The sequence below is a fragment of the Pontibacter sp. H249 genome (assembly GCF_037892465.1).
In the GTDB taxonomy this organism is placed as follows: domain Bacteria; phylum Bacteroidota; class Bacteroidia; order Cytophagales; family Hymenobacteraceae; genus Pontibacter.
The window spans coordinates 42,789-56,339 of sequence record NZ_JBBKTR010000023.1; the positions used below are offsets into that span (position 1 = coordinate 42,789).

The window sequence follows — 13,551 nt, forward strand, 5'->3', positions numbered from 1 at the left end:
TATTCAAATTCATTTCAGATCTCTCCTATCGTCGAGATGACAGGAAAATTAGTTAGTAAATCAGCAGCAATTAAACCGCATCTGAAAGACTCGTAAATGTAAAGTCACGGATCTTCATTGGCGGAATCAGGCTGCCGTTGATACGTTGAGGCTTACCCAGGGCCTCCAGGTTGTTAAGCATGATAATCGGGCTTTCGTTGAAGCGGAAGTTCTTTACCGGGTACATGATCTTGCCGTTTTCGATATAGAAAGTACCATCGCGGGTAAGGCCGGTATAGAGCAGCGTTTGAGGGTCTACGGAGCGGATATACCACAGACGTGTAACCAAAATACCACGCTTGGTGCTCTTGATCATATCTTCCAACGACTGGTTGCCGCCTTCCATGATCACGTTGCTTGGCGGCGGAACAGACACAGCACCTTTATTTGATGCCCAATACCGGCTGTTATACAGGTTCTTCACCACACCTTTATCTATCCAGGTGATTTTCTTCTGAGGGCGGCCATCGCCGGCAAACGGAGAACCCGGTACATCAGGATGTGAAGGATCAGAATAAACATTAATACGTTCATCCACCAGTTTCTCGCCAACCTTTGTTTTGCCTCCCGGCTTGCTCAGAAAACTGCGTCCTTCTTCGGCATTACGCTGGTCCATGTTAAAGAACATGTTTTGCAGCAGGTCGATAGAGGCGGCAGGCTCCAGAATAACCGTATACTTACCTGGCTCCAGGGCTTTGGCATTTTTAGAATTAGCTGCTTTCTCAGCGGCTATTTGTGATGCTTTACCTGTATCCAGTTTGCTTACATCCGAAAAATCCTGTGTTACATAACCAGAGCCGGTGCCATCTTCGGTACGCATGGTTACAGAGAAATCTACGAAGGTAGACGGATGATAGGCGAACAAACCTTTGTTGTTCATCTTGGATGTGAAGCTGGTGTAGTGCTCCAGGAAGCCGGCAGCTGTCAGGCCTTTGTCGGCGGCTGCTTTTATACTATTAGCGGCAGCCTCAGCTCTGTAAGCCGGGTCTATCTTAGCTGTTGCGTCGAAATGCGCTTTGGTTGTGATATATTCCTGTGGCCCCAGAAACTCAATATATTCCGGGCTTTCCGGTGCTAAACGAGCTGTATCTTCAGAACGGCGGATTACCTTCTCTAAAGACTTATCATCAAACTCATTTATAGTTGCCACGCCGGAGCGCTTGCCGAAACGAGACTCTACAGCCATGGTGGTGTTTTCTTCCGCACCGCTTGTAGATACTTCGTTTCGGGCGTAGCGGATGTTGCCGCCATTGTTGCCGCTGAGCGTAATCTCACACTCATCTGCTTTTGAGAAAGCCAGCGCCTTTTTCAGTATCGCCTGAGCTTCTTCTTTAGTTAATATAGCCATTTTACTTAATGCTCATTAGAAGGTGAAAGACTAGATTTTACGCGCTGTGTTGATCACGTTCACACCGTTGAAACGGGTGTGGGAAGAACCGTGCGACACTGCACTAACCTGGCTTGGCTGACCTTTACCATCGAAGAACGAGCCGAACAGGCGGTAATCGCTTTCGTCGCAGGAGCCTGCGCAGGAGTTCCAGAATTCCTGGGTGTTGCTCTGGTAAGCAACATCTTCCAGCATGCCTACAATTTTGCCTTTACTTATCTCGTAGAATGCTGTACCGCCAAACTGGAAGTTATAACGCTGCTGATCTATAGAGTAAGAGCCGCGGCCAGCAATGTAAATGCCTTTGTCAACACCACTAATTAGCTGGTCTACATTCATTTTTTGCTTGCCTGGTGCCAAGGATACATTTGGCATACGCTGAAACTGTACAGAACTCCAGCTGTCGGCATAGCAGCAACCATGCGACTCCGGCTCATTGATGATGTGCGCCTGATCGCGGATGGCCTGGTAATTTACCAGTATACCGTCTTTAATAAGATCCCACTGCTTTGTTTTTACGCCTTCGTCGTCCCAGCCTACATAGCCAAGCGAGCCTTTCTGCGTTTTATCAGCAAAGATGTGCACCTTGTCAGAGCCATACTTGAAGTTCTTGCCCTTCCACTTATCCAGCGTGGCAAAAGACGTACCGGCATAGTTGGCTTCGTAGCCCAACACGCGGTCCAGTTCCAGCGGGTGGCCCACCGATTCATGGATTGTTAAGCCCAGGTGGTTCGGGTCAAGTATAAGGTCGTATTTACCGGCTGCTACTGATTTGGCTGTCAGCTTTTCCTTGGCTTGTTTTGCGGCAAGGGCTGCATCCTCCAGCATATCGTAGGCGTAGCGGTAACCCATCAGGCCAGTGCCCTCAGGTCCTTTTATCTTTTCAGATGCCTTCGGGATCATGTACTCGTAGCCCATTCCCATTGGTGCGCTAAGTGCCTCGCGCGTACGGAACTTGCCAGATGCCTTATCAACGGCTGTAACCGTAAAGTTTGGCCAGATGCGGTGCACATCCTGATCGATATAAGAGCCTTCGGTAGAGGCAAAGTATTTCTGTTCGTTTACCTGAAACAGGGCAGAGTTAACGAAGTTCGCACCATTCTCCATCGCTTTGGCGTTGGCAGCCAACAGCAAGTCGGCTTTCTCGCCTACTGGTACTTCAAAAGCATTTTTCTCGATTGGTGTTCTCCAGCTTACCTCGCCATAGCCTTTTACAGGAGCCAGCTTTACAGGTTCTTTCTGCAGCTTAGAGTTTGCTTTAGCAATGGCAACTGCTTGCTCAGCAGCTTTAGCTATGCCTTTATCCGATACATCCGAGGTGGCTGCGAAACCCCAGGTGCCATTTGCCAGCACCCGCACACCCACACCATAAGACTCTGCGTTTACGATGTTCTGCACCTGCTTCTCGCGGGTAAACACATACTGCTGCAGGTAGCGGCCAATGCGCACATCGGCGTAAGAGGCACCCTTCGATTTAGCAGTGTTCAGGGCCACGTCGGCAAGCTTCTTTTTAAGAGCCGTGTCCACGGTCTCCAGCAGGCGCTCCGGCGAAACGATGTCGCCGAAGACAGGGATAGAAGGCATCATCAAGCCTCCGAGCCCAAGGGCCGACAATTCGAGGAAATTACGTCTTTTCAAAGTATAGTAGGTTAGTTTAAGTTTAATGAGTTTAGTTTTCGGTAACTAAGTATACTAATATTAAAAATGCCGTCAAAACATAGATGTAGTAAAAAAGCTTAAATCGGGTATTGTTTAGATAAATGCCGAAATAGACTATATCAAAATAGCTGCGACAAAAGAATTTTAATACAGTCATTGGCATCGGTTTACTAGCGCCGGAAGCAGAAGTAGTTAGCGCTGAAGAAAATTTGCCTATGGCTGTAATGTTATACCTGCTTGATCGTCTTGTTATTATAAAGGGTTTAAGTAGAGGTTTAAAAAGTTTAGCTGACTATGAGAAAAGTTGTTTTGATATTGGTTTTGCTGTTTACCGCATCCGCAAGTTTTGGACAGCACAAGTTTTACTATACTTTGGTTATAGCGCCCCATCAAACCCAGAAGGCAAACAAACTCTTTATAGCCTATGAAATTGCAGGTGCAAAGTATATTGATAGCCTGACGACGGATAAAAAGCAACTTACCTTCAATAAGAAATTAGCACAGCCGGTTGCAGCCATACTTTATACTGATAATAAGGCTATTAGCCCTGCAGCTGTTTTTCTGGCAAATAACACCTTACAGGTGTTTGTGGATGCAGCAGCAGCTGTCAGAGTAGAAAAAACGCCGCTCCAGAATGATTTTCTGCTTTTGACAGAGAATGACAGGGTGCGGCCAAAATACTTTCCATTGTATGGCGAACTTACAGCTAAGAACGACACAGCAGGTTTAAAGAAGCTGGCTATACTTTTCGACAGTCTGAAAACCGATGATGTTAAGAAAGCCTCTGATTACTTTAGTAAGAATAAAGACTCCTTTATAAGCTTACTTGCCTTTTCCCGGCTCACGAGTTCGCTGACAGACCCACCAACAGTAGAACAATACTTTAAGCAGTTGCCAGATTGGGCCAAAGACAGTCCCGAGGGTAAAAGCATTTTATCAAGAATAGAAGGGGCAAAGGCCACCCAACTAGGCAGTAAAGCTATTGGGTTTACTCAGAAGTTATCTACCGGAGGAAACACAAACCTGGAGCGTTTTAAGGGCAAGTATGTTTTACTGGACTTTTGGGCGAGTTGGTGTGGGCCTTGCAGAACAGAGCATCCAAACATTGCCCGTGCTTACGAAGAGCTGAAAGAAAAAGGACTTGAGATTGTTTCTGTTTCTTTGGATACAAACGAAAAGGCGTGGCTTAATGCCATCGAAAAAGACAGCATGACCTGGACAAACGTGTCGAATTTGAAAGGATTTGAGGATGAGGTGGCCATAAAATATGGCATACAGGTGTTGCCGGCAAATTTCCTGATTAACCCAGATGGAGTTATCATAGCCAAAGACCTGAAGGGAGAGGAACTCGTGATGTTGTTAGAATCTATTATGGAGGAGTAAAATATAATGTGCACCGAGGTTTTGCTCCTGTGTAGCATGATAGTTCTGGTGTAAAAATTTTTTAGAAAATTTAAGAAACAGCTGTAATGTTTGCCACTCCTCGTCGTCTTTGTAATTGAATGGATCTACTAGAGTTTAAGCAAAAGGTACTACCTGCCAAGCACAAGCTATACCGGCTGGCTTCTTTCCTGCTTCAGAACAGGGAGGAAGCAGAGGATGTGCTGCAGGACGTGTTCCTAAAACTCTGGACGAACAAAGAGAAGCTGAATGCTTGCAACAGTATAGAAGCCTTTGCCATGCGTGTTACCAAGAATCTATGCCTGGACAGGCTAAAGGCAAAAAAGAGCAAGCTGATGGTAGATGTAGCTGATGTAGAGCTGAGTTCTGGAGCGGAAACACCTTACCAGCACTATGAGCTTACAGACAGCGTGAGCAAAGTACAGGATCTGCTCGCTCTATTACCCGAGCAGCAACGGCTTATACTTCACCTGCGCGACGTGGAGGGCTATACTTTTGAGGAGATGGAGCAAATCACCAACCTGACGGTAAACAATATGCGGGTTATACTTTCAAGAGCGCGCAAAAGTGTACGAGATGGGTACTTAAAATTGGAGAATTATGAAGCAAGATAGCATAGGCACCTTACTGGATAAATACTATGAGGGCAACACCTCGCTTGCCGAGGAAGCATGGCTGCGCGAGTATTTCTCTCAGGAGCCGGACCTGCCGGAGAACCTGCGCCCACACGCCGCACAGTTTAAAAGTATAGCCAAACAGCAGGAAGTGCAGCTGGATGAAAGTATAACAGAAGACTGGTTGCTGGCAAAAATTGAGGCGCCGGAGCAGCAGCAAAACGGGAAGCAACTGTTTATGCCTTGGGTTGATGCAGGTAAAGTATGGCATGTGGCGGCAAGTATACTTTTATTGTTAGGCGTATTCTGGGCCGGCTTTTACCTGGCCAAACAGCAGACAAACTCTCAGGTTAACGAGGTGGCAGCGCTGCAGCAGGATGTACAGGCGCTGAAAACAGCCTTGGCAACAGCCAATACTACTTACTCGGCCAGTGAGCGCATACAACTAGTAAGCCAACAGACAGAGCAGGAGCCCGACGAAGAAGTAGTAGAAGCGCTTATCAGCACGATGAACCACGATGCCAACGTGAATGTGCGTTTAGCAGCCTGTGAAGCCCTCTATGAGTTCAAAGAAAATAAAAGGGTGCGTGAGGCATTTATACATGGCCTGAGGTACCAGAAGGACCCGCTGATTCAGATTACGCTGATTGATATGTTGGTAAGTATGAAGGAGAAGCGCGCAGTACAGCCGCTGCAGGAGCTTACCGAGCAAAAAGACCTGTTACCTGTAGTTAAAGACAAGGCAGCACACGGACTCGGGGTGCTGATATAGCCAAGGAAAATTTTTAAGGAATATCTAATACCATATAACATGAAAAAGACAATGTTACTGGCATCGTTATGCCTGATGCTAAGCACAACCACACTTTCTGCCAAGCAGTTTGCGGCAGCAGATACTGACCCTGTACTGGAGCAGGCCGGGCAAACAAAGCCTGCTACCTATAAAGCCAAGTTGGGCAACAGCAAGGATAACAAAGTGATTATTACCATGACGAGCGGAAGCGTACAGATTGTGGGCCATAATTCGGATGAAGTGGTGATTGACGGAGGAAAGTATACTCCACCGCCTGCGCGCGCTGCCGGCTTGAAGCCACTCTATAACACCGCCGAAGACAATACAGAACTGGGGCTTTCGGTAAAGAAAGAAGGAAACACCCTGAAAATTACGCAAGCCTCCCGTCAAGATAACAGGTATATTATCAAAGTACCTAAAAATGCCTCTGTTATGTATCAGGAGACCTCGTGGGGTGGCAAGAGCATTACTATGTCTGACCTGGATGGGGAGATTGAACTGAAGCTGAACAGCGCAGGTGCCACACTCGAAAAGATTTCCGGGCCAGTAGTGGCTAGCTCTACTTCCGGCGATTTTATCATCAAGTATGATAAGGTAAACCAAGCCAAGCCAAACTCCATCTCTACAGTAAGCGGCATTATAGACCTTACCTTGCCTGCCAGCACCAAGGCAGACTTTAAACTGAAAACTATTAACGGCGAAGTATACACTGACTTTGACATGAACCTGCCAAACGCTGACCGCGATGGCCTTTCTAAGGTTGGCGGTAATAATAAAGTAGATGGTAAGACAAACGGCGGTGGCGTAGAGATGAGCCTGTACACCATCAGCAACAACATTTACATCCGGAAGGCTAAGTAAAGCAGAGCCAGTTTTTAAATCTTAAAAGTATAAAGCCATGAAAAAGACATTCTACCTGTGCATCTGCCTTCTTCTTTTGACTGTATTGGTGCAGGCACAATCTAAAACCGTAGAGAAAACGCTGCAGGTGCCAGCCAACAAGCGCATAGACTTACAGCTTAAATTCGGAGATAATATCAAAATAACATCCTGGGATAAAAAAGAAGCCTCCGTTAAAATAACATATGAGATAAACAGCGGTAAGCTAAACGATGCCCTGCTGCTAGACTTTGCCTCTGATCAGACAAGTGCCCGCGTAAATGTAGACTTCGACAAAGAAAAGATGAAAAACGGCAAAGCAGCGGACTGCCCCGACAGCAAAAGCTACTCTACTTACAACGACGGTTCCCGCAGCTACACATGCAGCACCATCAACTATGAGATATTTGTGCCCCGCGATGCCAACCTGACAGTAGAAACCATTAACGGCGACATTGAGATAAGGGGCGTTACCGGGCCAGTGGCGGCAAAATCAATCAGCGGCTTTGTAGACATGAACTGGTCGGCAAAAAAGGGAGCGGACGTTTCTTTGAAAACAATAACCGGTGAAGTGTATACTGATATGGATATCGCTTTCACGAATAAAAAAGAAGTAACGCCCATGGTAGGTTACCAGCTAAAAGGGAACGTGAACGGCGGCGGCACTAATATTAAGCTAGAAAGTATAAGTAACAACGTGTACCTCCGGAAGCAGAATTAAAAAAGGACTCTATCTAACTCTCCTATAAAAGCACGGCTAATATTGGCTGTGCTTTTTTATGTGGGTGTGCCTAGGAATAGAGATCCGGTAAAAGCAAAGAGCGTAGGATATTAAATATCCTACGCTCTTTGATATACTTCAGTAACGGATTATGCTTCCTTTACCAATCCGGAAAGACCTTCTTCTTTCAGAAGTTCGTTAAATGCCTCTGCCTCCTGGCGGCTAGTAAAACGACCTGCTCTGATGCGAAGTACTTTTTTGCCTTTAGACTCGTCTTCCATTAGCTCAACATCCAGGTTTTTGTCGAATGATTTCAGCTTTTGACTAAGCTCCATTGCATTCTTTGCGCTTCTGTAAGCACCTGTCTGAATGGTATAAACACCTGCGTTCTGTGGGTTGTAGTCGCCCGGAAGTTCCAGTACTTCTACTTTAACATTGCCGATGCCTTGTGCATGAAAATCAAGTTTTCTGGCAGCTACCTCTGATACATCAATAATACGGTCGCCTACAAAAGGACCTCTGTCGTTGATGCGAAGAACCACTGACTCATCGTTCTCGATGTTGGTTACTTTAACCTTAGTGCCGAAAGGTAGCGTTTTGTGTGCTGCGGTCATGTCGTTTTTGTTGTAACGCTCGCCGCTGCTGGTTTTTCTGCCATGATACTTACTTCCGTACCATGATGCTTCTCCGGTTTGGATGTCCTGAGTTTGTGCGAAAGCAAGTTGGCTAATGCCAATAAAAAGGAAAAATAGAATGGTCAATAAAAAGCACTTTCTATTATTTATCATATGCGATAATAGTTGGTGAAGCCGCAAAATTACGGAATATTTTTCAAACGAGGCGTTTTACGCGATTATTGTGAGGAGGGTGTAGGGGGATACAGGCAGGAGTGATAAAATTGCTATAAGTCAAATTTACCAAAAATAGCCTTTTGCTATGCTTTAAAGCTGCATTTCAGGTAGTTTTAAGTATAAGGTAGGAGCTATATAAAATAATAAAAAAAATTTTCAACGCAAGGGTAAATTCCAGTAAAAGCTACCGGTTTTTACCCTTGCTCGTAACTTACCTTGTTGCAGCTTTGGTCTTTTTGCCTGTACTTGTAGTAAAATCGTATAGCCAGTACATAAGCATACACCTATGGATTTTGGAAAGCTTCAAGATATCAGTAGCGTTGATTTTACACTACCTCCAGACCACCCCGATACACTGCCTTTGCTGCGACAGTCAGGGAATTATGAGAAGCCTCAAGTATACATTGGCTTACCAGTTTGGGTAAACAAAGCCTGGGTAGGAAAATACTACCCTGCCGGAATGCCTGAGAAAGAATCGCTGGTCTGGTATGGCAAGCAGTTTAGCACCATCGAACTTAACAGCACACACTACCATATACCCAGCCCTACTACTGTAGATCGCTGGCGAAATGCCGTTCCGCAGGGGTTTAAGTTTTGCCCTAAGTTTCCACAACTCATCAGCCACGAGGCTGCCCTGCGCAGCACCCAGGATGTAACAGCCGCTTTTTGCGAGGCCATTGCCGGCTTTGAGGATAAGCTCGGTAGTTCTTTTCTACAGTTGCCGCCATACTTTGCCCCTAACCAATTGCCTGACCTGGAAGCTTTCCTGGCTTTTATCCCTGAAAGTATACCTATTACCGTGGAGTTGCGCCACCCCGATTGGTTTGTAGATAACGTAGCCAGCCTGGAGCTTTTTGACGTGTTGCAGAAGTATAATGTTGGGACTGTGCTAACCGATGTAGCCGGACGCCGCGATGTGCTGCACATGCGCCTTACCACGCCTGCTGCCATGGTTCGTTTTGTTGGTAATGGCTTGCATCCGACTGATTATACCCGCATCGATGATTGGGTGCAGCGCCTGAAAGTATGGTTCGAGAACGGCCTGCGCCAGTTATACTTTTTTGTGCACGAACCTGATAATACATTGGCCCCGGAGCTTGAGACATACCTGGTAGAGCAGCTGAACAAAGTATGCGGCTTTGACCTGAAGCCTCCGAAGAAGTTTGTGCAGCCGGTGCAAGGGGAGTTGTTTTAGGTAATGGCTTAGTTGCCCATTACTTTACAAGACTTACTTGTATGGGCCCAAGCGCACTTGCCGAGTGGTACAGTTTCTTCTTAAACTTTTGCTGGTAGCGTTCCCCATATAGTTTGATGTCCTGCTCACGTATAGGGATGCCATTTATTGTGAAATTGGTTAGAGTGAAATCTTTTACTTTGGATCCAGAGAAACGCAACCGAATGGAAGCTGTGCCATCCGGCAAAGAGTACTCTTTCGCAAGCTTCCCACCTGGCGATAGCTGTGTAGTCTCGTAGTTAATCAACTTCAGGTCCTCGTTTAGGTAGTTAATAGAAAGTTCTACTCCTTTCTTGCTCTGGTGAGTGTCTAAAGTGCTGTAGGAGGTTGTGCAGGAGAGACTGATGGAGTTCCCCTGCAGCAAGTTTCGATGCTTCTCCTTGTCTAACGCCAGCTCCATGTCAAATCCGTACAGCTTCCTGACTTGAAGCGGAGTGGATTCTCTGACGTAGAAAATACCATCAAATGCTTCGGCTAAGGCTTCTGTTCTAGAATACATGGGTGCGGGAGAGGCAATACCCATCGAGATGGTGTGGCTTCGATTAAAAAACTCCGTTAGCGCTGGCGTCGCATTCAAGTGCAGCAGGCCAGAAGGAGTGTCAGTTGCCTTGGCTATAGCTGTACCTATTTTACCCATCTTTTCAGCAATGGTGGTGGTCTCCTCCTTTTCAGAGTAGATATAGCTGCCTTTGCAAGCTTCGGTGCCAATCACCGCATACTTATCCCGATGATGTTGATTGAGGTGCCATCCCAGACGAGCAACACCAGGAGAAATATCTTTGTACCCAATCTTTTTTGCGATATGTACATTATGTGCATACACAAGCATTTTCGCCTCTGGTCTTTGCTTTAGAACCCACTTGATGTTGTTGTACATAGTAGAATCCCTGAATGGATCTTGTGAGTGGCTGGCAGCGAAGTATGACCTAAGGGCATTATCTAAGTTGGTAATGCTTTGATACAGCCATAGTTGCCTCAGGTTAAGGCTGTCCTGTTGGCGGTTGTTCTGCTGTATCAGTCTGTGGAGTGGTTGTATCTCTTTTAAAAGATCTTCCAAAGATAATTTCTCACGAGTAGTTTGCGCTGCGCTATACAGCGTGAGTTGTTTGACGGCTATTAGTGCCTCGCGTGTTTCGGAGGGGAGAACAATGTTGTTTTCTTCACAAAACAACAGCGCGTTACGAGCCGCCTCATTTGGTGAATTCACATCTGCTCCAAGTAACCACACCTTCTCGTGCGGCTGCTTATTGCTGTTGTAGGTACGGAGCCATTTTATCAGTTGTATCCTGTCCTCCTGCATGAATGCGTGTGGTGTGTGATATCCTGCTTCGTCTCCTTCTCGGTTTTGCAGTACGTAGTGGTTGAGTGCCCACGTGTCGGCGAAGTTCATCTCCGCAAATACCACCACGTTAAATCCCTTCTCCCGGATAAGCTTTTTAGTGATGTGAGCAAAGGCTCTCTCGAATTCTGCTGTCCCGTGCGTTGCTTCTCCAAAACCTAAAATAGACTTATCATCTACGATTTTATGTAACACCTCGTGAAAGGCTACTGTATCCCGGCTGGTGCCGGAAAGGTCTAAAGGAGCAAGGTGCTCAGCTATTTCAGGGGCAATTGTCCGCTGTAAGTGTAGCGTCCACATCCTTTCGATAAAGAATGCCACCACCGCGACTAGCAAAGTATACAGCACCCATTTTATAACCTTCTTAGTTTTGCTCATGCTATGTCCGTATTGTTTGATGCTTTAAAGGCTTTTTACAGCGACCTCCATTTTTGGCGCAAACAAGCCACTACTGCTTACGTTCCAATCTGCTTGGCTGGCACTTCGGGTAAAAACTGTTCCACCGAACGCTTTCCTGGCTCCAAAGTATAAGCCGGATTGCTCTTTTCTGGTTAGATCTATTTTATGAAGCTTCTTGACATATTCCAGGCTAACAACAAAATCTTCGTTTACCATGATGTTGTAAGGCTGCAGGTTTATACTTGCTTTTCCTTTCTTACCGGTAAACTTGAGGTATACAGGTGCATGTAAGATATTATCCTTTGGTAAGCCATTTTCTAAAGTATAAATGTTCAGCCTGAAGAAAAGTGTGTCGTAGTCATTCAGGAAGATGTCCACGTTAAACTCCTCCAGGTAAGTTGTTTTGCCTTTCACCTTGCACAGTAGGCCAATCTCATTGCCCAGGTTGCTGAACTTAAAGGGTGTCATGCCGACACCGGCTGGAGTAGCTTTGTTGCCCAGTGTTACAATTTTTAGTTTCTGGCTTGTTACCTCTACTTCATTTAAAGTATAAGTAGCCGCCACCATGGCTAAATGTGAGTTGGCTTTGAGCAATTGAGCTAAATCCTTCACGGTGTACCGAAACTCCCTGTACCCTACCATTGAAATTACTACTGTATCAGCGGCATGCTTTTCAGCTACAAACAGCTCGAATTCGCCATTGTTGTTGCTAACAGTGCCAAGGTCTGTACCCTTCAAACCTAAGCTTATAAAAGGTACAGGTGTATGGTTGGAGGCATCAACAGTGATGCCTTGTAGTTTGATTGTACTGGGTTGAGCCAGTGCGATAGCAGGGAGAGTGAATAAGCCTGCCATTAATAACCAGAAGCCTTTCATGTTTGGTTTTTATCAGTTGATGATGAAGTATGACAATACAAACATAACAGGTGCTGATCTTAAAGAAAGCGGGCTCTATAGCCTATATAGCCCATTTTCTGAAACTGAGACCTTTAATATACCTGTTTCATGTGCTGCTCACGGTAAGCTTTGGGCGACATGCCTTCCAGCTCTTTAAACACCCTGTTAAAAGTTGCTTTTGAGTTGAAGCCACACTCTTCGGCTATGGCAATGATGGTCAGGTGCCGGAATTGCTCATCAATAATTCGGCTCTTAACTTCTTCTACCCTGTAGGTGTTGATAAAGCTGGTGAAACTATTGCCTGTGCGGAGTTTAATAAGTTGCGAAACATACTTCACGTTAGTCTGGAGTAAAGATGCTACTTCATTAAGTTTAAGGTCGCTTTTCCGATATAGCCTCTCCTGTTTCATCAGGAGCAGCAGGTTGTTAAAGTATAACGTTTCCTGCTCAGGGCTTAACGTATAAGCAGCCTCTTTTTGAGTGGTATGGACCTCGTGCATGTGCTTAAAACTGAAGATGCTTATAGCGAATACAGCTATAAAATCCATCAGAGCAAAAAAGCTGATAATCTCAGGTGTATACTGTATTGCCTGATAAGCCTGGGCAAGTACAAGGGCAAAGTATAATGACCAAAATGTAAATCGCCCCATAAAGTAGTATAGGATATACTTGAGCCACTTCTGTTTTAAAACTGATAAACCTGCAGAGGCCTTTATGATACGCAGGGAGCAGAATGTAAAGTAGATAGAGAAAAGGCTGGCTGAGAAGCTATGCAAAGCAGAGCCCCAAATAAAGTATTCGTTGTAAACTAGTTTAAAGAGTTGCTCTGTTCCTAAACTCAGGAGTGTAAAATTAGCAAGCAGCTCTGCCGCTGCCGGAATAAACCACCAATTGTAGGAGCGTTTCCAGGTAAAACTACTGGTGGCAACAGACTTGGTATAGAAGTAAAGTAATGGCCCAAACCAAAATAGAAATAGCGATGGAAAACCAAGTAGCCATTTATGTTGATAAATCAGCCCTGAGTTAAGGAAAAAGCTATGAAGCGAACCGAAGTTAAATAAAAGTAGAAAGAGGCCGAGGAAAATATTGGCATGTCGGGTCCCTTTAGAGTTGCTTAGGAAAAGTATTCCGAGTAGCAGTCCTTGTGAGAAGGAAAGCAGGTCGGCAACGGCAAGTAAATTCAGGCTCAAGCTTTGTTTCCGAAGATGTATTAAAAGTATAAAGCTACGAAATAACAGGTGATATTACGCTTAACTCCAGGAAAAGCAACCAATACTAGTTCTTAAAACAAAAGAGGCTAACCAATTGGCTAGCCTCTTCCAGTATTTAAAGTATAAA

12 protein-coding genes are annotated in these 13,551 nt (G+C 45.5%); 6 read left to right on the forward strand and 6 right to left on the reverse strand.

Annotation, left to right across the window (positions count from 1 at the left end; genetic code table 11):
• Positions 1-70 precede the first annotated feature (70 nt).
• Both WG943_RS20315 and WG943_RS20320 read right to left on the reverse strand, forming a co-directional pair.
• Complete coding sequence (locus WG943_RS20315) at positions 71-1,387, reverse strand: TldD/PmbA family protein (RefSeq protein ID WP_340411785.1); 1,317 nt, start codon at positions 1,385-1,387, stop codon at positions 71-73.
• Between the two features lie 30 nt (positions 1,388-1,417).
• Complete coding sequence (locus WG943_RS20320; protein ID WP_340411787.1) at positions 1,418-3,064, reverse strand: TldD/PmbA family protein; 1,647 nt, start codon at positions 3,062-3,064, stop codon at positions 1,418-1,420.
• A 315-nt stretch (positions 3,065-3,379) separates the two neighbouring features.
• Here WG943_RS20320 and WG943_RS20325 point away from each other — a divergent pair, with 315 nt between their 5' ends.
• From WG943_RS20325 to WG943_RS20345, 5 genes are all read left to right on the forward strand, one after another.
• Positions 3,380-4,468 (forward strand): redoxin domain-containing protein, encoded by a 1,089-nt coding sequence (locus WG943_RS20325; protein ID WP_340411789.1) that lies wholly within the window; start codon positions 3,380-3,382, stop codon positions 4,466-4,468.
• 119 nt (positions 4,469-4,587) lie between these two features.
• Complete coding sequence (locus tag WG943_RS20330) at positions 4,588-5,100, forward strand: RNA polymerase sigma factor (protein ID WP_340411791.1); 513 nt, start codon at positions 4,588-4,590, stop codon at positions 5,098-5,100.
• Positions 5,087-5,872 (forward strand): HEAT repeat domain-containing protein, encoded by a 786-nt coding sequence (locus WG943_RS20335; RefSeq protein WP_340411793.1) that lies wholly within the window; start codon positions 5,087-5,089, stop codon positions 5,870-5,872. Before WG943_RS20330 ends, WG943_RS20335 begins: the two co-directional genes overlap by 14 nt.
• A 39-nt stretch (positions 5,873-5,911) precedes the next feature.
• Positions 5,912-6,754 carry a DUF4097 family beta strand repeat-containing protein gene (locus WG943_RS20340; RefSeq protein ID WP_340411795.1) on the forward strand — a complete coding sequence of 281 codons (843 nt, stop codon included), beginning with the start codon at positions 5,912-5,914 and terminating at the stop codon, positions 6,752-6,754.
• Between the two features lie 37 nt (positions 6,755-6,791).
• Complete coding sequence (locus WG943_RS20345) at positions 6,792-7,493, forward strand: hypothetical protein (protein ID WP_340411797.1); 702 nt, start codon at positions 6,792-6,794, stop codon at positions 7,491-7,493.
• Between the two features lie 149 nt (positions 7,494-7,642).
• On the opposite strand, the gene WG943_RS20350 is transcribed toward WG943_RS20345, so the two are convergent.
• On the reverse strand, positions 7,643-8,254 hold the full coding sequence (locus WG943_RS20350; protein ID WP_340411799.1) for a septal ring lytic transglycosylase RlpA family protein: 612 nt from the start codon (positions 8,252-8,254) through the stop codon (positions 7,643-7,645).
• Between the two features lie 376 nt (positions 8,255-8,630).
• Between WG943_RS20350 and WG943_RS20355 the strand changes: the two genes are divergently transcribed.
• Positions 8,631-9,539 (forward strand): DUF72 domain-containing protein, encoded by a 909-nt coding sequence (locus WG943_RS20355; protein WP_340411800.1) that lies wholly within the window; start codon positions 8,631-8,633, stop codon positions 9,537-9,539.
• Between the two features lie 19 nt (positions 9,540-9,558).
• On the opposite strand, the gene WG943_RS20360 is transcribed toward WG943_RS20355, so the two are convergent.
• The 3 genes from WG943_RS20360 to WG943_RS20370 all read right to left on the reverse strand — a co-directional run bounded on the left by WG943_RS20360 (position 9,559) and on the right by WG943_RS20370 (position 13,403).
• Positions 9,559-11,295 carry an erythromycin esterase family protein gene (locus WG943_RS20360; RefSeq protein ID WP_340411801.1) on the reverse strand — a complete coding sequence of 579 codons (1,737 nt, stop codon included), beginning with the start codon at positions 11,293-11,295 and terminating at the stop codon, positions 9,559-9,561.
• A gap of 24 nt (positions 11,296-11,319) precedes the next feature.
• Positions 11,320-12,192 (reverse strand): carboxypeptidase-like regulatory domain-containing protein, encoded by an 873-nt coding sequence (locus tag WG943_RS20365; protein WP_340411802.1) that lies wholly within the window; start codon positions 12,190-12,192, stop codon positions 11,320-11,322.
• Positions 12,193-12,305: 113 nt separating this feature from the next.
• Positions 12,306-13,403 (reverse strand): helix-turn-helix domain-containing protein, encoded by a 1,098-nt coding sequence (locus WG943_RS20370; protein WP_340411803.1) that lies wholly within the window; start codon positions 13,401-13,403, stop codon positions 12,306-12,308.
• Positions 13,404-13,551: the final 148 nt, after the last annotated feature.